Annotated in this window: 16 protein-coding genes, 1 other RNA gene and 1 pseudogene; 4 read left to right on the plus strand and 14 right to left on the minus strand. The window is 70.8% G+C overall.

Features of this window, described 5'->3' with window-relative positions; genetic code table 11:
- Window positions 1–28: 28 nt before the first annotated feature.
- From CP976_RS17225 to CP976_RS17260, 8 genes are all read right to left on the minus strand, one after another.
- Window positions 29–1,414, minus strand: coding sequence for a nitrate/nitrite transporter (locus tag CP976_RS17225; RefSeq protein ID WP_150481179.1), 1,386 nt, complete (start codon window positions 1,412–1,414; stop codon window positions 29–31).
- A gap of 153 nt (window positions 1,415–1,567) precedes the next feature.
- Window positions 1,568–2,566 carry a hypothetical protein gene (locus CP976_RS17230; protein ID WP_150481180.1) on the minus strand — a complete coding sequence of 333 codons (999 nt, stop codon included), beginning with the start codon at window positions 2,564–2,566 and terminating at the stop codon, window positions 1,568–1,570.
- A 294-nt stretch (window positions 2,567–2,860) separates the two neighbouring features.
- Window positions 2,861–4,162: an acyltransferase family protein gene (locus CP976_RS17235; protein WP_150481181.1), complete on the minus strand. Its 1,302-nt coding sequence runs from the start codon at window positions 4,160–4,162 to the stop codon at window positions 2,861–2,863.
- Window positions 4,159–6,357, minus strand: coding sequence for a bifunctional polysaccharide deacetylase/glycosyltransferase family 2 protein (locus tag CP976_RS17240; protein ID WP_150481182.1), 2,199 nt, complete (start codon window positions 6,355–6,357; stop codon window positions 4,159–4,161). The genes CP976_RS17235 and CP976_RS17240 overlap by 4 nt, the downstream gene beginning before the upstream one ends.
- A gap of 212 nt (window positions 6,358–6,569) precedes the next feature.
- On the minus strand, window positions 6,570–7,598 hold the full coding sequence (locus tag CP976_RS17245; protein ID WP_229875191.1) for a hypothetical protein: 1,029 nt from the start codon (window positions 7,596–7,598) through the stop codon (window positions 6,570–6,572).
- 162 nt (window positions 7,599–7,760) lie between these two features.
- On the minus strand, window positions 7,761–8,726 hold the full coding sequence (locus CP976_RS17250; RefSeq protein ID WP_150481183.1) for a LysR family transcriptional regulator: 966 nt from the start codon (window positions 8,724–8,726) through the stop codon (window positions 7,761–7,763).
- 49 nt (window positions 8,727–8,775) lie between these two features.
- Window positions 8,776–9,648 (minus strand): hypothetical protein, encoded by an 873-nt coding sequence (locus CP976_RS17255; protein ID WP_150481184.1) that lies wholly within the window; start codon window positions 9,646–9,648, stop codon window positions 8,776–8,778.
- Between the two features lie 12 nt (window positions 9,649–9,660).
- Complete coding sequence (locus tag CP976_RS17260) at window positions 9,661–9,906, minus strand: hypothetical protein (RefSeq protein ID WP_150481185.1); 246 nt, start codon at window positions 9,904–9,906, stop codon at window positions 9,661–9,663.
- Window positions 9,907–10,053: 147 nt separating this feature from the next.
- Between CP976_RS17260 and CP976_RS17265 the strand changes: the two are divergent.
- From CP976_RS17265 to CP976_RS17275, 3 genes and pseudogenes are all read left to right on the plus strand, one after another.
- A pseudogene (locus tag CP976_RS17265) lies at window positions 10,054–11,325 on the plus strand (MFS transporter).
- 90 nt (window positions 11,326–11,415) lie between these two features.
- The gene (yicI, locus tag CP976_RS17270; RefSeq protein ID WP_150481186.1) at window positions 11,416–13,671 is read left to right on the plus strand and encodes an alpha-xylosidase; all 2,256 of its coding nucleotides are present in this window, start codon (window positions 11,416–11,418) and stop codon (window positions 13,669–13,671) included.
- On the plus strand, window positions 13,671–14,642 hold the full coding sequence (locus CP976_RS17275; protein ID WP_150481187.1) for a LacI family DNA-binding transcriptional regulator: 972 nt from the start codon (window positions 13,671–13,673) through the stop codon (window positions 14,640–14,642). The genes yicI and CP976_RS17275 overlap by 1 nt, the downstream gene beginning before the upstream one ends.
- 48 nt (window positions 14,643–14,690) lie before the next feature.
- Here CP976_RS17275 and ssrA read toward each other — a convergent pair.
- From ssrA to ftsE, 5 genes are all read right to left on the minus strand, one after another.
- Window positions 14,691–15,094, minus strand: a transfer-messenger RNA (tmRNA) gene (gene ssrA, locus CP976_RS17280).
- 182 nt (window positions 15,095–15,276) lie between these two features.
- Window positions 15,277–15,756: an SsrA-binding protein SmpB gene (gene smpB / locus CP976_RS17285; protein WP_150481188.1), complete on the minus strand. Its 480-nt coding sequence runs from the start codon at window positions 15,754–15,756 to the stop codon at window positions 15,277–15,279.
- Between the two features lie 46 nt (window positions 15,757–15,802).
- A complete protein-coding gene (locus CP976_RS17290; protein ID WP_190146787.1) occupies window positions 15,803–16,972 on the minus strand; it encodes a S41 family peptidase in 1,170 nt (389 codons plus the stop codon).
- A 68-nt stretch (window positions 16,973–17,040) separates the two neighbouring features.
- Complete coding sequence (ftsX, locus tag CP976_RS17295; RefSeq protein ID WP_086840577.1) at window positions 17,041–17,958, minus strand: permease-like cell division protein FtsX; 918 nt, start codon at window positions 17,956–17,958, stop codon at window positions 17,041–17,043.
- A 40-nt stretch (window positions 17,959–17,998) separates the two neighbouring features.
- A complete protein-coding gene (ftsE, locus tag CP976_RS17300; protein ID WP_003990615.1) occupies window positions 17,999–18,688 on the minus strand; it encodes a cell division ATP-binding protein FtsE in 690 nt (229 codons plus the stop codon).
- A gap of 314 nt (window positions 18,689–19,002) precedes the next feature.
- Here ftsE and CP976_RS17305 point away from each other — a divergent pair, with 314 nt between their 5' ends.
- Window positions 19,003–19,194, plus strand: a complete 192-nt coding sequence (locus CP976_RS17305) for a hypothetical protein (RefSeq protein ID WP_086604469.1) — start codon at window positions 19,003–19,005, stop codon at window positions 19,192–19,194.
- 112 nt (window positions 19,195–19,306) lie between these two features.
- Here the strand turns inward: CP976_RS17305 and CP976_RS17310 are convergent, their stop codons facing one another.
- Entirely contained in the window at window positions 19,307–19,948 is a 642-nt protein-coding gene (locus CP976_RS17310; protein ID WP_150481189.1) for an LPXTG cell wall anchor domain-containing protein, read from the minus strand.
- Between the last annotated feature and the right edge of the window lie 207 nt (window positions 19,949–20,155).

Below are 20,155 nucleotides of genomic sequence, written 5' to 3' on the forward strand. Positions count from 1 at the left end.
GGATCGGCTTGATGACGACGGTGTTACGTCACACCCTGGCGTAGCTGAGCTGCGGCTCCGCCTCCGAGGCCGCCGTCGTGGCGGGTACCCGGGGAGCCGTACGGCGAAGGTATACGGCCCAGGTGACCGCGAAGCAGACCGCGTAGAAGGCGAGGAATGCGACGAAGGCGCCGGTGCCGGAGCCGTAGGAGAGGAAGGACTGGCGGAAGGCGAGGTTGATGCCGACGCCGCCGAGCGCGCCCACCGCGCCGATGAGGCCCATGGAGGCGCCGGAGAGGCGACGCCCGTAGGCAGCGGCCGCTTCACCCTCCAGTCCCTTGGCGAGTGCCTTGTTCTGGAAGATGCCCGGGATCATCTTGAACGTCGAGCCGTTGCCGAGCCCGCTGAGCACGAACAGCACCACGAACGCCACGGTGAACAGCGCCAGCGACTTCTCCATCGAGGCACCGATCAGGACCGCCGTCGCGATGCCCATGCCGACGTAGTTCCACAGGCTGATCTTCGCGCCGCCGTACTTGTCGGCCATCCAGCCGCCCAGGGGGCGGATCAGCGAGCCGAGGAGCGGACCGATGAAGGTGACGTACGCCGCCTCCAGCGGGGTGCGTCCGAACTGGTTCTGGAGGACCTGCCCGAACGCGAAGCTGTATCCGATGAACGACCCGAAGGTGCCGATGTAGAGGAAGGACATGATCCACGTGTGGGCGTCCCGCGCGGCGTCCTTGGCGGCACCGGTGTCGTTCTTGACGTTCTCGATGTTGTCCATGAAGAGCGCGGCCATGACGGCGGCCACGAGGATCAGCGGGATGTAGATCCCGAGCAGCACGCGCGGCCCGCCGCCGGCGCCGATGATCCCGAGCGCGGCCAGCTGGATCACCGGTACGCCGATGTTGCCGCCGCCCGCGTTCAGGCCGAGGGCCCAGCCCTTCTTCCGCAGCGGGAAGAAGGCGTTGATGTTGGTCATGGAGGAGGCGAAGTTACCGCCGCCGATGCCGGCCAGCAGGCCGACGAGCAGGAAGGTGGAGAAGGAGGTGCCCGGCTCCATCACGGTGAACGCGGCGACGGTCGGGACGAGGAGGAGGCCGGCGGAGATGATCGTCCAGTTCCGGCCGCCGAAGATCGCTACGGCGAAGGTGTAGGGGACGCGGACGACGGCGCCGACGAGCGTGACCATCGAGGTCAGCATGAACTTGTCGGCCGGGGTCAGTCCGTACTCCGGTCCCATGAAGAGGACCAGCACGGACCACAGGGTCCAGATCGAGAAGCCGATGTGCTCGGAGAGCACCGAGAAGAAGAGGTTCCGGCGGGCGACCTTCTCCCCGGTCTCCTTCCAGAAGGTCTCGTTTTCCGGATCCCAGTGCTGGATCCAGCGTCCGCCCCTGCTCGGGGGTGCGGGTGCCGTGCCAGGGCCTGTCATGACGCCTCCACTTGCTCCGGGACTCGGTCGTTCCATGAGTGCTGGTCCCGAAGGTAGGGAGGACTCGTTTCGTGACTGTGCCAGCGAGTGACCGCGAGGGAACTTTGCTCTCACCCCGGCCTTGGTCGGGATGAGAGGTTCGGTGGCATTGTGTCAGTGTTGCGGGGGCTGCCCGGGGGCGTTCTGCTGAGGATACGGCTGGTTGTAGGGGCCGGAGGGCTGAGCACCGTACGGGCCGGGCGCGGGCTGAGCACCGTAGGGGCCGGGCGCAGGCCGGCCTCCGTACGGGCCCGGTGCGGGCTGGGCAGGGTACGGGCCGGGGGCCGGCTGCGCGGGGTACGGGCCCGGCGCCTGCTGGGCGTACGGCCCCGGCTGGGCGTACGGGCCCGGCGCCTGCTGTCCGTAACCCGCGGGGGCACCCGCGGCCGGAGCGGGCATCCCGCCGGGCTGGGCCGGCATCCCCGGCGCCTGTCCCGGCGCTCCGGCATATCCCGGCGCCCCGGCCGCCGGCCCGCCGCCGTACGGCCCTGCCCCGAACGGATTGCCATGCCCCGGCAGCTGCGCCCCGGGCGGCAGATACCGCAGCCGCCCGTTCTCATCGGTCACCGGCATGAAGCCGGCCGCCTGCAACCGCGCGGCGAACTTCGTGTTGCGCTTGCGCGTGACCAGCAGCCCGATGCCGAGGATCGCCATGAACAGCAGCCACACCCCACCCGCCACGACGAAGTCGAAGGACTCACCGCCGGCGCGGAGGGCGAGGACCGCGCAGCCGAGGGTGATGCCGAGGGCCGCGTAGCCCATGCGCTTCTCGGCGTTCTTGCCGGTGAGGTCGAAGTTGATGCGGGCCTTGAGGAGCTCGAAGGCGTCCGGCACGAGCGGCGGGAGGGAGACGCCGTCGCCGGCGCCCGGGTACTGCGCCCAGTTCTGTGCGGCCCGGGCCCGGGCCTGCGGGCTGGGGTCGGGCAGGATCAGCATGGTGAGCGCGCCGTTGCGGCCGTTGCTCTGCCGGACGTCCGCGTACTCGTAGCCGAACTGCTGGGCGACGAAGGCCAGCCGGGCGAGCTTCTTCACGGACGCCATCGGGCTGGTGAGCTCGACCGGCTCTCCGCTCGCCATCAACCGCAGCATCTTCTGTGTCTGCCGCTTACTCATCCGACCGCTCCCCCGTCGACCCACTGGTCACAGTTGTTCACATACGCAACTCCGGCAGTTTTCCATACCGGTAAAGGCCGGAGAAACGGAGTCCCGTTGTCCTTTACGGACCCCACACGGGAAGGGGAGATCCCATGTCCGCCGAGTCGGGGGCCGAGTCGCCGGAGGCGCAGCGCCCACCGCGCTCCTGTGCCGGAAAGGGAGGCATCGCGGTCGCGAGTTCGTCGACCATGCCCGGACCACACGTACCTGCGGGCCAGACCACGCCGTCCTCCCCTCCGGTGCCGGCCCCGCTCAGCTTCCGGGTGCCGAGCGCCTCCGGCTTCCACGAACCCTCACCCGAGGCGCACTATTCGGCCACAACCGGGGTTTCCGCTTGGCCGCGACGTCCTCGACCCAGCCGAACGCGAGGATCGCCGCGCCGATCAGGGGCCAGACCAGGACGAACATCCAGATCGTGTACGTGGTGTCCAGGGCGGACACCGCACTGTCGCTCTGGAGGAACGGCAGTTCGTAGAGGAGGTCGAGGATCGGGACCGTGGCCATGATGAGGAGGTTGTGCCAGAGGTAGATCGTGACGGCGCGGTTGTTGGAGAGGGTCACGAGCTTGTCCCACCTGGCGAGGCGGCCAGGGAGTTCGCGCCAGGACGGGGAGTACTGGAGCAGGATCACCACGAAGCCGAAGGACCAGGCCGCCTGGGCCAGGGGGATGTCGTTCAGGTCCCAGCCGTCGGGGCCCAGGTGACCCGAGGCCCACCACAGGCCGAAGGCCATCAGCAGGGCCGCGCACGAGATCGACAGGTAACGGGGGATCTGCTTGAGCAGGCCCTCGTGGTGGGCGAAGCCCAGGACCCAGCAGCCGCCGTAGACCGCGAAGTCCGTCACGGCGTTGCCCGTCTCGCCGGGGATCTTCACCAGGCCCGTACCGACGACCGCCGTGAGGCCCAGGGGCGCCAGCAGCGTCGGCCACGGTGCCCGGCGGAACGCCCACAGCAGCAGCGGCGAGGCGATGACGAACCAGAGGTAGGCCCGCAGGTACCACAGCGGACCGGCCGCCTGCACCGCCCAGGTGTCCTCCAGCAGGCCGGACTTGGAGCCGAGGTGCCAGGGGAAGGGCGGGGCGCCGACGGGGAAGACGTAGTTGACCAGGTCGATCAGGCCCCAGGTGCCGCCGTGGTCCGGGTCCTTCAGCGGGTTCCAGCCGCCCGCGAACATCATGACCAGCACGACCACGCTGAACGCCCACAGCGGGGGCAGGAGCCGGCGGATCCGGCCCCGGACCACCCCGAGCGCGGGGCGGTTCAGCGAGCGCGCCATCAGGGAGCCCGCCAGCGCGAACATCACGCCCATCGACGGGAACAGCACCGTCAGCCACGCCCAGCCGAACAGGTGGTACACGACGACACGGACCAGGGCGATCGAGCGCAGCAGGTCCAGGTAGCGGTCACGGCTGCCGCCCTGGCGCGGCGCCGCGTCGGGGGCGGTTCCGCCCGTGGCCGCGGGGTCCGTCGTGCGCTGCTGCGGGATGCCGTACGACGGCGGGCCCGGTATGCCGGACGCCGTCGACGACGTGGGGATCTGGTTTCCGTGGGTCATGCCACCGGCCTCCGCTCGCCGCTGCTCTGGGACCGCTGGCTCGGCACGGGGCCGCCGCCGGGCGCGCCGACCACACCGGTGCGCCGCAGCTTCTGCCAGCGCAGCCGGCCGCCGGTGAGGGCGGTGATCCAGGACTGGAGCAGGACGACGTACATGAGCTGGCGGTAGAGGATCTGCTGGAGGGGCAGCGAGATGAGATGCGTCATGCGCTCGCGGTCGAGCCGGAAGGCGTAAGCCGCGCACACCGCCTGGATCGCCAGGACGCCGAGCCACGCGATGATCGTCTTCTGGGTCGGGCCGAACACGAGGCCGTAGACGAGGAACACGTCGATCAGCGGGGCCAGCAGGGGCGCCACGACCATGAAGAGGGACACCAGGGGCAGGCCCACGCGCCCGAAGCGGCCCGAGGCGCCCTTGTCCACCAGGGCCCGGCGGTGTTTCCAGATGGCCTGCATGGTGCCGTACGACCAGCGGTAGCGCTGGGACCACAGCTGCTGGACCGTCTCGGGCGCCTCGGTCCAGGCACGGGCGTTCTCCGCGTAGACCACGCGCCAGCCGTCGCGGTGCAGGGCCATGGTGATGTCGGTGTCCTCGGCGAGCGTGTCGTCGCTCATGCCGCCGACCCGTTCCAGGGCGCTGCGGCGGAAGGCTCCGACCGCGCCGGGGATCGTCGGCATGCAGTGCAGGACGTCGTACATCCGGCGGTCGAGGTTGAAGCCCATCACGTATTCGATGTGCTGCCAGGCGCCGATGAGGGTGTCCTTGTTGCCGACCTTGGCATTGCCCGCGACCGCGCCCACCCGCGGGTCGCCGAACGGCTGCACCAGTTCGCGCACGGTGGACGGTTCGAAGACCGTGTCGCCGTCCATCATCACGATCAGGTCGTAGCGGGCGTTGGCCACACCGCGGTTGAGCGCGGCCGGCTTGCCCGCGTTGAGCTGGCGGACCACCCGGACGTTGGGCAGACCCATGGCCTCGACGATCCGTGCCGTGCCGTCGGAGGAGCCGTCGTCGATGACGAGGACCTCGATGGGGTGGTCACTGGCGGCGAGGGAACGGACCGTGTTCTCGATGCACTTGGCCTCGTTGTACGCCGGGACCAGGACCGACACCGGTTCGGTGATCGGCGCTCCCCAGCTGAAGCCGCGGCGGCGCACCCGGCGTGCGTGCAGCCCGGAGAGCACCAGCATCAGGACGAAACGGCCGATGACGAGGGTGCCGACGATCGCGAGGCCGACGACCAGCCCGTCGGTGAGGTGCTCCGAGGCCTGCACCAGGAAGATCCACGCCTTGCCCTTCCACTGCTCGAGGCCGGTGACCCGGGAGTGCGCGCTCGGGGCGTCCAGGGCCTCGGTGAGGTTGGCGAACTCGTACCCCTGCTCGCGCAGGTCGGGCAGCATGCGGTCCAGTGCCTCGACGGTCTGGTGGCGGTCGCCGCCGGAGTCGTGCAGCAGGACGATGGCGCCCTTGCCGCCCTTGGGCGTGGCCTTGCGGACGATCTCCTCGACGCCGGGCTTGCGCCAGTCCTCGCTGTCGGTGTTGTTGACGACGGTGATGTAGCCGCGGCGGCCGATGTACTCGGTCACCGGCCAGGACAGGTTGTCCATGGCGCCGGCGAAGGAGGAGTACGGCGGCCGGAAGAGGGAGGTGCGGATACCCGCCGCGCCCGAGAGGGCGAGCTGGTTCTGGGACAGCTCCCAGTCGATGCGCTTCTTGGACTGGTAGGACAGGTCGGGGTGGTTGAAGGTGTGCAGACCGATCTCGTGGCCTTCCGCGACCATGCGCCCGACCAGGTCCGGGTAGCGCGAGGCCATGGTGCCGGTGACGAAGAAGACCGCGTGCGCGTCGTGCTTCTTCAGGACGTCCAGGACCTTCGGCGTCCAGACCGGGTCCGGGCCGTCGTCGAAGGTGAGGACCAGGCGGCGGTCGGGCACGCGCAGGCTCTCGGTGCGGCCGCTGCGGGTGTCGATGACCGGGCCGCCGTTCATGATCTTCTCCGGCACCTGGTCGGTGGCGGCGGGCGGCCGGACCCGGTGGTCGGCGAGGATCTCGCTGTGCACGTAGCCGCGCAGCATGAGCATCGCCATCAGCGCGACGAGGACGAGCAGGGGCAGCAGCAGGCGCAGGGGCAGGCGGCGCCTGGAACCGCCACGGGCTCGGGGCGCGGGCCCGGAACGGCGGGTACGGGATGCCATGGGTGGTGGTACTCCGGGGTGGTGCGAGGGTGAAGTGCTGCGGGGACGGGGTGGTGCGGGGACGGCGCAGGCATGCTCCGCGGCGTCATCGGGTCCCTCCGCTCCAGGAGGACCGGGAGTTCGGGGCTTGAGATCCGGGGCGCCGGAGCGCCCTGTCCCCCCGGATCTCCTCTGGAGGGCGGACGCGGCGGGCGCCGCCCTCGCGACCGGGTCTAGACGGCGGGTGGCTGCTCGACGGGCGGTTGCGCGACGGGCGGCTGGACGACGGGCGGCATCTCGGGCGGGCCTTCGGCGACCGTTTCGGTGCCGCCGTCGCCGGCGCCCGTGGGCTCGGTCGGTTCCGGCGTGGGCTCGACCGTCGGCGTCGGGTCGGTCGCCGGCGTGGTCGGCGGGTCCGCCGGCTCGGTCGGGGTCGGGTCGGTCACGCCCTTCCCCGGGGCCGGTGCGGTCGGGGTCGCCGTCGGCGAGGGCCCGGCGGTCGCGCCGGAACGGCCCGGGCTCGCGGAGGCCGCGGGTTCGAGGGCGCTGGGGCCGGGCGCAGGTGCCGTGGCCTCGCCGGTCGTCGGCGCGCTGCCCGGGGCGGTGGCGCCCGGGTCACCGGCCGGTGCCGACTCGGTGGGCTGCGGCGGGGTGTCGACCTGCCCGGCCGGCTGGCCCTCCTGCTGGCCCGGCACGGGCAGCCAGGGCGCGTTGGAGTTGCCCGACAGCAGCGTGGCGACGATGACGACGGCGTAGACCCCGCAGGCCAGGGCGACGGCTATGCCGATACGGCGGAGGCGACGGCTGCGGCGACCGGACTCGTCCACGAAGACGGGCCGGTCGGCGGTGCTCGCGCCGGTGTCCTCCTTGACCTGCCGTAGGAACCCGTCCCCGAGCTGCACGGCGTCGAGCTGGACGGTGACCTCGTGCGGGTCGTGAGTGTGCCCGGCGAGGGTCCCGGCCCGGGCGTGCCCGACCGGGTCGGCGTCCTCCTGCCAGGGGTCGCGGACGGCCGGCCGGGTACCGGAAGCCGCCGCGAACGAGTCGGCCTCGCCCTCGCTCTGCCGGGGAATGCCGCGCAGTATCTCCGTCAGCTCCGTCCCGGCGGACGGGCGGGTGCCCGTCACCTGGACGTCGCCGCCAGCGAAGACCTGCGTGGCTCTCCGGTCCGGGGCTCTGCCGTCCGCGGGGAGTTCACCGGTCGCCGTTGCGACCTGGGGCCATTCGGGTTGGGCGTCTTCTCGCCACGGTTTCACACGCACGCACTTCCCCCCACGGGATGGTTCAGGTGCGCGTACGACCTGAGCACCCGTCGTCCGGACCAGGTCCCCAACCCGTCCAGAGCGCCCCCCATTACCACACCGTGCTCAGGCGTCGAATGTAGCGCACGCGGAGGATATGTGCGGACCACGTGCCGAATCGTGTCACCGGTGAGACATCATGAGGACATCATCGGTGGCCGGAACCCACCCCCCGGCGGGCCTCCGAAGCCACCCCTCCTCCACCGCCAGCAGCGCCGCCGCCCGTCGCAGCGCGTCGAGCGCGGGGTGCGTCAGGCCCTTGCGCCACACCAGCGAGACGGGGGAAAGCGGAACGGGATCGACCAGAGGACGGGACACCGTCGCCGGCAGAGCCGGGAACCCCACGACGGCCAGGACCGGGTTACGCGTACGGGCCATGACCCGCTGGAACTCCTCCTCCCCCACGGCCAGGGGTGCCGGTGGTGCGATCTCGATGCCCCGCCCCTCGAACAGCAGCCGCGCGAGGCCGGTCCACTCCGGCGTCCGGGGATTGCCGGCACCCGCGTAGACGGTCTCGCCGGCCAGCTCGGCGAGCGGCACCTCCGCCAGCGCGGCCAGCCGGTGGTCCTCGGGCAGTACGACAGCCATCGGCTCGTACCGCACGGGCTGGTGGTCGAGCCCGGACCGCAGCGCCGGGTCCAGCCCGGCGAACCGTCCGAACGACGCGTCCAGCCGGCCCGCGAGCAACTCCCCGGCGGCCCCGGTCAGGCCGCTCTCGTAGCGGGCCATCAGCTCATGCCCGGGGGCGAGTTCACGCGCCCGGTGCAGCACGCGGCGCGGTGTGACCAGGCCCGGGGAGTTGAGGTCCACCAGCAGGGGCCGGGCCTGGTCGAAGGCGGCGAGCAGTTCCTCCTGCGCCTGGAGCACGCGGCGGGCGTACGGCAGCAGCCGCTCTCCGTCGGGCGTGAGCGTCACCTGCCGGGTGGTCCGCACGAACAACTCGGCGCCCAGTTCCCGCTCCAGCCGCCGCACGTCCCGGCTGAGTGCCTGCTGGGCCGTGTGGAGGCGCACCGCGGCGCGGGTGAAGTGCAGTTCCTCGGCGACTGTGACGAAGGCACGCAGGAGTCGGGGGTCGAGGTGGCCGGGCATGCCGTGAACCTACAGCGGCGGACTGCCCGCCCGGCGCCCCGGCGACCCCTCAGCCCTGGCGACCTCCTCCGCCCCCGCGAACCCGCCCAGGCCCCTCGCCCTCACCCGCACACCCGCCCGAAACCGAACCGGCGCCGGCACCCGCACCCGTCACTTCGCCCGCCGGAACATCCCCACCGGGCAGCTCCTTCGACGGAACCTGCCCCAGGCGGTGCCGGGGCACAGTGCGCACGGGCGGACGGGTCAGCGTGATCTGGCGGACGACCTGCTGGAAGCACGTGAGCGCCGCCAGCCCGGGCAGGGCGGCCGCCGCTGTACCGAGGACGGTCCTCGGCGCCTGGGCGACACACAGCAGCACGGCGACACACGAGAAGACCAGCACCACACACCAGGAGTGCACGGCGCGGCGCTGGTGCAGCGCGGCCCGCAGGACGGACAGCGAGGCCACCAGCCAGGGCCCGTACACCAGCAGGGGCCACCAGGCGCCGAGGCTGCGCTCCGCGGGGGACAGCGCGGCCAGGCGCAGCGGGTCGTAGGCGACCATGCCGCTCAGGAGACTCACCGCGGAGGCGATGACGGCCGCCAGGGCGGCGATGAGGAAACTGGTGGTGCGGAGCAGGCGGGGGGTTCTGCGGGCCCGCACCTTGCGGTGGCGCCGGGGGACCTCCCGCACGGGCGGCAGTTCCTCGGTGATGTCCTGGAGCCGCTGCATGCGCTCGCCCGGGGCCGGGTCCGCGGGGGCGGCCGGTGCCGCGTCACGCGGGGCGGGGATCCTCGACTCCTGCTCCCCGAGTGCCTCCTCGAGGATGAACGCCAGTTCCTCGGCCGGGTCCCAGGTCGGGTCCGGTGGTGTCAGGGGAGTAATGAAATCCCGGGTCGGAGCCCGGTGTCGGCCGGTGCCCTCGATTTTGTTGTCATACATGGCGCGGCCCGACTATTCCGCAAGCGCGAATGCGGGCCATTCCGTCGCACTGATCCACCGTCGCGCAAGATCCTTTTCCAGCACGCTCATGATGTCGATGAAATCGCGCAGAACCGGCTCGGTCACTTGCAGTGTGACCGGGCAACCGCCGTTGGTGAGCGTGCCGTTGACTGTGGCCGACGAGTGCGCCGGAGCGGGAATGTAGGTGTACGGGCCGAGCGTTACCGCCCAACCGTCTTTCCTGGTCGCCTCGGTCATGTACCGACTAACCGTCGCCCCTCTCCGGCGGATGCGCGGCAAACGAGTGAAGGATTTTCCCGTTGAGCATCTTTTCCATGCGCCATGAGGAGCATGAGGAATATCTATATCCCTGTATGAAGAACACAAGGCGGTCCTACAACCCAGGTGCGTGAGTCCGTGACGAACAGGTGTTGGACCAGTCGATCACCGCCGGGTGACGGTGGACGCATGCCGCGCCTCACCCCCTACCGCCGCCTCTTCCGCCTGCCGGGCGCCGGTGCGTTCACCGCCGGCAACCTGATCGCCCGGCTGCCGATGGGCATGTTCAGCGTCAGCGCGGTCGTCATGATCGCCGGGACGCGGGGCTCCTACGCCCTCGCCGGTGCCGTCACGGCGACCGGGCTCGCGGCGACCGCGGTGGTGGCGCCGTGGACCGCGCGGCTCGTCGACCGCCACGGGCAGGCCCGGGTGGCCCTGCCCGCCACGGTGATCGCCGTCCTCGGCTCGCTCGCGCTGCTGCTGTGCGTGCGCCATGGCGCCCCCGACTGGACCCTGTTCGCCTCCTACGCCGCCACCGCCACGACCCCCAACACCGGCGGCATGTCCCGGGCCCGCTGGGCGTATCTGCTGGCCGGTGACGCCAAGGCGCTGCACACCGCCAACTCCTTCGAGCAGGCCGCGGACGAGCTGTGCTTCATGCTGGGCCCGGTTCTGGCGGCCTTCCTGTGCGGGGCGTTCTTCCCCGAGGCGGGCACACTCGTCGGCGCGGTGCTGCTGCTGACGGGAATGCTCCTGTTCACGACCTGGCGCGCGACGGAGCCGCCGGTCCGCGCGCACATACCCGCGAAGGCGCCGCTGAGCGCCCCCGGCATGCCCCCGCTGCTCGCGGTCTGCCTGGCGATGGGCACGGTGTTCGGCTCGACGGAGGTCGTCACGCTCGCCTTCGCGGACGAACGGGGTCACCGGTCGGCGGCCGGTGTCGTGCTCGCGCTCCAGGCGGCGGGCTCGTGCGCGGCGGGCCTGCTGTACGGCCCTTCGAAGCCCACCGGGCCGGCCGCGCCCCGACTGCCGTAGTGCGTGGCCGCGATGACCGCGCTGCTGACCCTGCCCCTCCTCGCGGCCGTCCTCACCGGTTCGCTCCCGCTCCTGGCGGGTGCGCTGCTGATCGCCGGAATGGCGACGGCCCCGACGATGGTCACCACCATGACGCTGGTCCAGCAGCGCACCCCGGAGGGCCGGCTGAACGAGGGCATGACCCTGGCGGTGACCGGCCTGCTCGGCGGCATCGCCTGCGGCAGCGCGCTCGGCGGCTGGACGGTGGAGTGCCTGTCGGCGACGGCGGGGTACGGCATCCCGGTGACGGCGGCGGCCGTGGCCCTGGCGCTGTCCCTGCGCGGGACGTCGAATCGCTTCACTGATCAGCGCACGCCCCATTGACGCTCTCCCACACCCCACATACGTTCTTTCGTCGAAGCGCTTCGACGTCACGTGCCGGTCCCCGCGGGCACGGGAAGAAGGACCCCCCACATGAAGTTCACCGACGGCTACTGGCTGCTCCGGGAGGGCGTCACGGCGGCGTACCCGGCCGAGGTGCTCGACGTCACCGAGTCGGACGGCGCCCTGGAGATCCACGCACCGACCCGGCCCGTCCGCTCCCGCGGGGACCTGCTGAAGGGCCCCGTCCTGACGCTCCGCGCGCACACGCCCATGCCCGACGTCATCGGCCTGACGCTGACGCACTTCACGGGAGGGGAGCCGCGGGGTCCCGAGTTCGAGCTCACCGGGTCGGGCGCCACCCCGCGGATCTCCTGCAACGACGAGCACGCGACCCTGACCTCGGGCGAGCTGTCGGTCCGGGTGGCCCGCGGCGCCCCCTGGCACGTGGAGTTCCTCGCGCACGGCCGCACCCTCACCAGCAGCGGCGACAAGAGCATGGGCATCATGCGGGACGCGGCCGGCGCCCACCACCTGCGCGAGCAGCTGGTCCTCCAGGTCGGCACGTCCGTCTACGGCCTGGGCGAGCGCTTCGGCCCGCTGGTCAAGAACGGCCAGGTCGTCGACATCTGGCAGGCCGACGGCGGCACATGCAGCGAACAGGCCTACAAGAACGTCCCCTTCTACCTCACGGACGCGGGCTACGGCGTCTTCGTCGACCACCCGGGCAAGGTGTCCTTCGAGGTCGCCTCGGAGGTCGTGTCCCGGGTGCAGTTCAGCGCGGAGACGCAGGAGCTGACGTACTACGTCGTCCACGGTCCGACGCCGAAGGAGATCCTGCGCAAGTACACGGCCCTGACCGGCCGCCCGGCCCTGCCGCCCGCCTGGTCGTTCGGCCTGTGGCTGTCGACGTCCTTCACGACGTCGTACGACGAGAAGACGGTGACGTCCTTCATCGAGGGCATGCGGGAACGCGAACTCCCCCTGTCCGTCTTCCACTTCGACTGCTTCTGGATGCGCGAGTTCCACTGGTGCGACTTCCAGTGGGACGCCCGGGTCTTCCCCGACCCGGAGGGCATGCTGGCCCGGCTGAAGGCCCGTGGTCTGCGCGTCTCCGTCTGGATCAATCCGTACATCGCCCAGCGCTCCCCGCTGTTCGCCGAGGGCAAGGCGCTCGGGCATCTGCTGAAGCGCCCGGACGGCAGCGTGTGGCAGTGGGATCTGTGGCAGCCCGGCATGGCCCTGGTCGACTTCACCAGCCCGGCCGCCCGTGACTGGTACGCCGCCAAGCTGGAGGCGCTGCTCGCGCAGGGCGTCGACTGCTTCAAGACCGACTTCGGCGAACGGGTGCCGGTCGATGTGACCTGGTCCGACGGCTCCGACCCGGAGCGGATGCACAACTACTACACGTACCTGTACAACCGCACGGTCTTCGAGGTGCTCCGCAAGCACCGAGGCGAGGCGGAGGCCGTCCTCTTCGCCCGCTCGGCGACGGCGGGCAGCCAGCAGTTCCCCGTGCACTGGGGCGGCGACTGCGAGGCGACGTACGAGTCGATGGCCGAGTCGCTGCGCGGCGGCCTGTCCCTCGGGCTGTCCGGCTTCGGCTTCTGGAGCCATGACATCGGCGGCTTCGAGGGCACCCCGACCCCGGCCCTGTTCAAGCGCTGGCTGGCCTTCGGCCTGCTCTCCTCGCACAGCCGCCTGCACGGCAGCAGTTCCTACCGCGTCCCCTGGCTGTTCGACGAGGAGTCGGTGGAGGTCGCGCGCCACTTCATCCGGCTGAAGCTGCGCCTCATGCCCTACCTCTACGAGACGGCCCGGGCCGCCCACACCGAGGGCGTGCCGATGATGCGGGCGATGGTGCTGGAGTTCCCGGACGACCCGGGCTGCGCGCACCTGGAACGGCAGTACATGCTCGGCCCGGACCTCCTCGTGGCACCGGTGTTCAGCGACGAGGGCGACGTCACGTACTACGTCCCCGAGGGCACCTGGACACACTTCCTCACCGGCGAGCAGGTGACCGGCCCGCGCTGGGTGCGCGAGCGGCACGCCTTCCTGAGCGTGCCGCTGCTGGTCAGGCCGGGTGCGGTGATCCCGGTGGGCGCGGTGGACGACCGCCCGGACTACGACCACGCCGACGGGGTGACACTGCGGGCGTACGGCCTTGGGCCCGGCGACGAGACGGCGGTACGGGTCGGGGACGTGACCTTCACGGTCGTACGCGAGGAAGACACCCTGCGGGCGACGTGCAGCGACCCGGCGGCTCCCTGGGCGCTCGCCGCAGCAGGACACGAGGTCCGGGCACCGGCCGGAACCCGCTCCCTGGCACTGGGGCCGGAGCCGACCTGATGGTCAGGATCACGGACGTGGCACGGCGGGCCGGGGTCTCCCCCAGCACCGTGTCGTACGCGCTGAGCGGCAAGCGCCCGATCTCCGCCGAGACCCGGCGGAGGGTCGAGGCGGCGGCCCGGGAACTGGGCTACCGCCCACCGTCGGGCGCGCCGGCGCACGGTAGGTCGAAAGTCCTGGCCGTGGCGGCTCCGCTGCGCACCGGCGTCCACGTACCGGCGATGATGCGTGTGATGCAGTCGGTGGTGACGGCGGCACGCGAGTACGGCCACGACGTCCTGCTCCTCACCCATGAGGAGGGCCTGGCCCGCGTCGGGGAACCGGCGCCGGCGGACGCGTTGGTGGTCATGGACGTCGGCCTCCACGACCCACGTCTCCCCCTGCTCCGCGCCCTGAACCGCCCGTCCGTCCTGCTCGGCCTGCCCGCCGACCCGCAGGGTCTGACCTGCGTGGACCTGGACCACAGGGCGGCGGGCGAGGCGTGCGTGGACCACCTGGCCCGGCTCGGCCACCGCACGGTGGCCCTGGTCGGCTCGCCACCGGAGGTCTACCTCCGCAGGACCGCCTCGGCCCACCGCCTGGTCGAGGGCTTCACGGCCGCGGCCGTCCACCACGGGCTTGCTTCGTCGGTGCACCCCGCCGTGCCGGCCCCGGCCGAGGCCCGCGGCATCGCGGACCGGCTGCTGCGCGAACACCCCGCCCTGACGGCCGTGGTCGTCCACAACGCCCCCCTGCTGGAACCCCTGATCACGGCCTTCCAGCGGCTCGGCCTCCGCATTCCCGAGGACCTGTCGATCACGGCCGTCTGCCCCGACGACCCCGCGACCATCACGTCGGTCCCCCTGCCGGCCGCGGAGCTGGGCACCCGAGCGGTGGAAGTCCTGATGGAAACACTGCACGGCACACCCGTACCGGAGGTGACGTTGCTGCCGCCGCGGCTGACGGAGCGGGGGAGCACGGGCCCCACATGACAAAGGCCCCGCCGCTCGTAAGCGACGGGGCCTGTGCCCACATGGGATGAGTGGAGATGGCGGGAATCGAACCCGCGTCCAACGGTGCGGAACCAGGGCTTCTCCGTGTGCAGTCGGCTGTGCTTTTCTCGGCCCCGGAGATCACGCCGACAAGTCTCCGACGGGCCCAGTCACTGTGTGGTTTCCCTCTTCACCCCGTGACCGGGATCAAGGTTTAGTTCCCTAAATGATGCCAGGATCCGGGTCGGGAACACCCCCGGGCTGACACTCCCTTAAGTAGGGGAGCCGCTGCTCGCTACCTGAAGATCAGGCAGCGAGGGCGAGCTCGCCCTGGGAGATGGATCGCTTGGAATTGGCGATTATTTTTTTCGGCCTGTGGTTTACGAGATCATGGCCGCTTCCTCGACACGCTTCCCCTGCTTCGACAGCCGCTGTCGAAACCGATCATCCCCATGTTGTTTTTTCAATCGTCGCCCCCGCTGTGAGGGGCTCACACCGCCTGGGCGGTGCAGATGCCATCGTACGGGATCAACCTCCGCCGATGCCACCGTATTCCCGGCGGTCACCCCGCCGTCGTACCGGGTTCAACGCCTCCCTGCGCCGGAGCATTCCCGGCCCCGGCGTGTGATGCAGGTCACGCCCGCTGCTTCCGCCGTACCGCGGAGATCACCCGCTCGGCCTCGCGCCGGTCCTGCTTCTCGCGGAGCGTCTGGCGCTTGTCGTACTCCTTCTTGCCCTTCGCCAGCGCGATCTCGACCTTGGCGCGGCCGTCCTTGAAGTACAGGGCGAGGGGCACGATGGTGTGACCCGTCTCCTGCGACTTCGACTCCAGCTTGTCGATCTCCTCGCGGTGCAGCAGCAGCTTCCGCTTGCGGCGGGCACTGTGGTTGGTCCACGTGCCCTGGCTGTACTCCGGCACGTGCACGTTGTAGAGCCACGCCTCGTGCCCGTCCATCTGCACGAAGCCGTCGACCAGCGACGCCCGTCCCTGGCGCAGCGACTTCACCTCGGTGCCGGTGAGGACCAGACCGGCCTCGTAGGTGTCGATGATGAGGTAGTCGTGCCGCGCCTTCTTGTTCTGCGCGATCATCTTGCGCCCTTTTTCCTTAGCCATAGTGCCGCCCATTTTCGCACTACGGAGGGGGCCCGCGGGAAGTCGATTACGAGGGGCCGGTCAGACCGCGCAGTACGGTCTCGGCCCGCTGGAGGGCCCCTTCGTCGGCCTCCAGGTCGGGCGTGATGCCCCGGCCGTCGACCGCGCGGCCGGAAGGAGTGCGGTAGTGCCCGACGGTCAGCTCCGCGACGGAGCCGTCGGGCAGCCGGCTCGGCATCTGGACCGAGCCCTTGCCGAAGGTCCGGGAACCCACCACGAGCGCCCGTCCGCGGTCCTGGACGGCGCCGGTGAGGAGTTCGGCCGCACTCATCGTCCCGCCGTCGACGAGCGCGACCAGGGGTCTGGTCGTGTCGCCGCCGGGCTCGGCGTGCAGGGCGCGCTGCTCGCCGTCGACGCCGTACGTGGCGACCAGGCCGCCGTCGAGGAAGGCGGAGGCGGCGGTGACGGCCTCGGTGACCAGGCCGCCGGAGTTGCCGCGCAGGTCGAGGACGATCCCGCCGCCGGGCGGGGCCTGCCGGACGGCCTCGCGGACCTGGTCGCCGGAGCCCTTGGTGAAGGTGTCGACCCGGATGACGGAGACAGAGCCGGCGACTTCCCGGACGGTGACCGAGTCCGTGGACAGCTGGGCCCGGCGCAGGGTCTCGGTCCACGCGCGCGTGCCGCGCTCCAGGCCGAGGCGCACGGTGGTGCCGGCGGAGGCGTCGGTGGCGTCCCCGCGCAGCAAGGAGACGACCTCGGTGACGGGCCGCCCGTCGGTCTTCTCACCGTCGACGCTGCGCAGCACGTCTCCGGGGCGGATCCCGGCGGTGGCAGCGGGCGAGCCGGCGCGCACCTTCGTCACCTCGATACGGCCGTCGCGTTCGCTGCGCGCCCACAGGCCGACACCGGTGTACTGGCCGTCGAGGGTCTCCTCGAACTCCTCGTAGTCGCCCCGGGAGTAGACGGCGCCCCAGCGGTCGCCGCTGCGGCTGACGGCGCGCTTCGCGGCCTCCATCGGGGACTTGCCGTCGGCCATGGCCTCCTCGGCCGCCCTGGCGACGTCCGCGTGGTGCCCGGCCGGGGTGGCCGAACGGGCCTCGTCCTGCGCGGACTTCCGCTCGGCCTGCGGGAGGGATCCCGTGGCCGCTCCGGCGACGAGCACGCTCGCGAACATCAATGTCAGGGCGGCCCCGCGGCGGTTGCGACGGGGCTGACAGAACGGGTCACGGCCTGACATGCCGGTGAGTCTAGGACAAGGGAAAGGGCCGTACGGCTTGTTGACCGCACGGCCCCTCTTGGTATGCGTCACACCTTCAAGTACTTGCGCAGCGCGAAGAACGCGGCCAACGCGGGCATCAGCAGGCTCGTGGCGAGGATGAGCGGCAGCTTCGTCAGGACGGCGTCCCAGCCGATGAAGTTGATCAGCGTCAGCTGGTCGGCCAGGGCCAGTCCGTGGTCGATGAGGAAGTACCGGGCGATCAGCAGGAAGGCGCACGCGAGGGTGCCGCCGATGAGCCCGGCGACCGCGGCCTCCATGATGAACGGCGCCTGGATGTAGAAGCCCGAGGCGCCGACCAGGCGCATGATGCCGGTCTCGCGCCGGCGGCTGAACGCCGAGACGCGCACCGTGTTGACGATCAGCATCAGCGCGACGACCAGCATCAGCGCCATCACCGCGCGCGCGGCCCAGTTCATGCCGTTCAGCAGCTTGAAGAGGTTGTCCAGGATGCCCTTCTGGTCCTGCACGGACTGCACGCCGTCCCGGCCGTTGAAGGCGGTGGCGATGACCTGGTACTTCTGCGGGTCCTTCAGCTTGATGCGGTACGACTCCTGCATCTGGTCCGGCGTGAGGGAGCTGGCCAGCGGGGAGTCGCCGAACTGCTCCTTGTAGTGCTTGTACGCCTGGTCCTGCGACTCGTAGGTGACCGTCTGGACGACGCCCATCTTGTCGAGGTCGGCCTTGATCTGCTTCTTCTGGTCGTCCGTCACCGCGCCCTTGGCGCAGTTGGGGTCGGACTCGGCGTCGCTCTTGTTGCAGAGGAAGATCGAGACGTTGACCTTGTCGTACCAGAAGCCCTTCATGGTGTTGACCTGGTCGCTCATCAGGAGCGACCCGCCGAACAGGGCGAGCGACAGGGCGACGGAGACGACGACGGCGAAGGTCATCGTCAGATTGCGGCGGAGACCGACGCCGATCTCCGACAGGACGAACTGGGCGCGCATGGCGAGGGGTTATGCCTTTCCGTGACTCTCGGGTGCGGTCTCAGTGCTGGTAGCCGTAGACACCGCGGGCCTGGTCGCGGACGAGGCGGCCCTTCTCGAGTTCGATGACGCGCTTGCGCATCTGGTCCACGATGTTCTGGTCGTGCGTGGCCATCACCACGGTCGTGCCCGTCCGGTTGATGCGGTCGAGCAGCTTCATGATGCCGACGGAGGTCTGCGGGTCGAGGTTGCCGGTGGGCTCGTCGGCGATCAGCAGCTTGGGCCGGTTGACGAAGGCCCGCGCGATGGCGACGCGCTGCTGCTCACCACCGGACAGCTCACCGGGCATCCGGTCCTCCTTGCCGCCGAGCCCGACGAGGTCGAGCACCTGCGGCACGGACTTGCGGATCTCGCCGCGCGACTTGCCGATGACCTCCTGCGCGAAGGCGACGTTCTCGCCGACCGTCTTGTTCGGCAGCAGGCGGAAGTCCTGGAAGACCGTCCCCAGCTGGCGCCGCATCTGCGGCACCTTCCAGTTGGAGAGGCGCGCGAGGTCCTTGCCCAGAACGTGCACCTGTCCGTGGCTGCACCGCTCCTCGCGGAGGATCAGCCGCAGGAAGGTGGACTTTCCGGAGCCGGAGGACCCCACGAGGAAGACGAACTCGCCCTTCTCGACCTCCAGGGAGACATCCCTGAGGGCGGGGCGGGTCTGCTTGGGGTAGACCTTGGAGACGTTGTCGAATCGGATCACGGATGCACCACGGGTAGCCGGGGGTAGATGAGCGTGACCATACGCGAACCGGGCAGCAGACCGCAGTCACCGGCTGTGGTTGCGTAGTGGATGTGGCGTTTTGTGCCGGCCCAAGGGGCGCGGGGCTGTGACATATGCGGCTCCGCCGCGTGGGCGCGACCAGCCCCCACCGGCCCGCGGCCGCGCAACCATGCACACCCACCCCTTTGGGAGCGACCCGCGCGACCTCCGGAGGAACCTGGCACAGTGGAGAGGGAACGTTCGCACCACTGCGAGCGTTACACACAGGGAACCGGCGCAAGGAGGGCGAGCGCATGACGTACGACCGGCTGGTGTGCGCGAACTGCGCGGCGCCCGTGAGCGAGGGCCGGTGCCACGTGTGCCGTGCGAACCGCGAGCGGCTGCAGCAGGAGAACTTCCTCGCGGGTCTGAACCCGATGGCGCTGATCGCACTGCTGGCAGTGCTGATCGCCGCGGTGGCGCTGCTGGCGCACCAGACCGCCTGATACGCCCGGCGGCGTACTCAGCGGTCCAAAAACACGGCCGAGGGCCCGGAGCGTTTCGCTCCGGGCCCTCGGCGTTGCGCTGTGCCTACCGTCCGTACGGACGCGGCTACCGTCAGGCGGCAGTCCCGCCCCGGCCGCCCATGAGGCGCGGCAGGACGCGGAAGCCGACACCGCCGGCGATCATCGTGGCGGCGCCGATCACCAGGAAGGTGGTCTGCGCGGCACCCGTCTCGGCGAGCTCCTGGCCGTTGCCCTGGGCCTGCGGCGCCGCCGGAGTGGCGTCCGAGCCGGTGTCGGTGAGGGACGAGGAGCCCTCCTGCTGCGGGGCGGTGCCACCGTCGGGGTCGGCGGCGTTGCCGCCGCTGACACTGCCGCCGTTGCCGTTTCCGCCGCCGTTGCCGTTGCCGCCGCCGTTGCCGTTACCACCGCCGTTGCCGTTGCCCGGGTCGGTCGGCTGGCTCGTCGGGTCCTCGGTCGGCTCGGTCGGCTCGTCCGTCGGCTCGGTCGGCTCGTCGGTGGGCTCCTCGGTCGACGGCGGGTCGGTCGGGAGGTCCGTCGGCGGGTCGGTGGGAAGCTCGGTGGGAACCGGCGGCGTCGGAGTCGGGACCGGCGACTCCTTGGCGCACAGGATGCCCAGCAGGCAGTCCTCGGACTCCGCGGCGGATGCGGCACCGGCGGCGGTAAGCGAGGCACCGGCCGCGATCACGGCGCCGGCCGCTATCCGCGCGACACGGATCCGCGTCTTCTTCGTCATGTGGTTGCTACCCCCAGTAGCTCATCGTCATTAGGCACCGCTCGGGGCTGTGCTCGACGGGGATAGCTGCGGTGAAGAGCCCCCCGGTTCACATGCGCCCCAGAGACACGCATGCCGCGCTTCACCCTTCCCATTTTTCAAGAACACGTCAAGGGCGTTTGCGGGCGCCATGTCCAAGTACGGGGGCAATGCCGGGAGTCTGAGTCT

The sequence above is a fragment of the Streptomyces coeruleorubidus genome (genome assembly GCF_008705135.1).
GTDB classification, from domain to species: domain Bacteria; phylum Actinomycetota; class Actinomycetes; order Streptomycetales; family Streptomycetaceae; genus Streptomyces; species Streptomyces coeruleofuscus.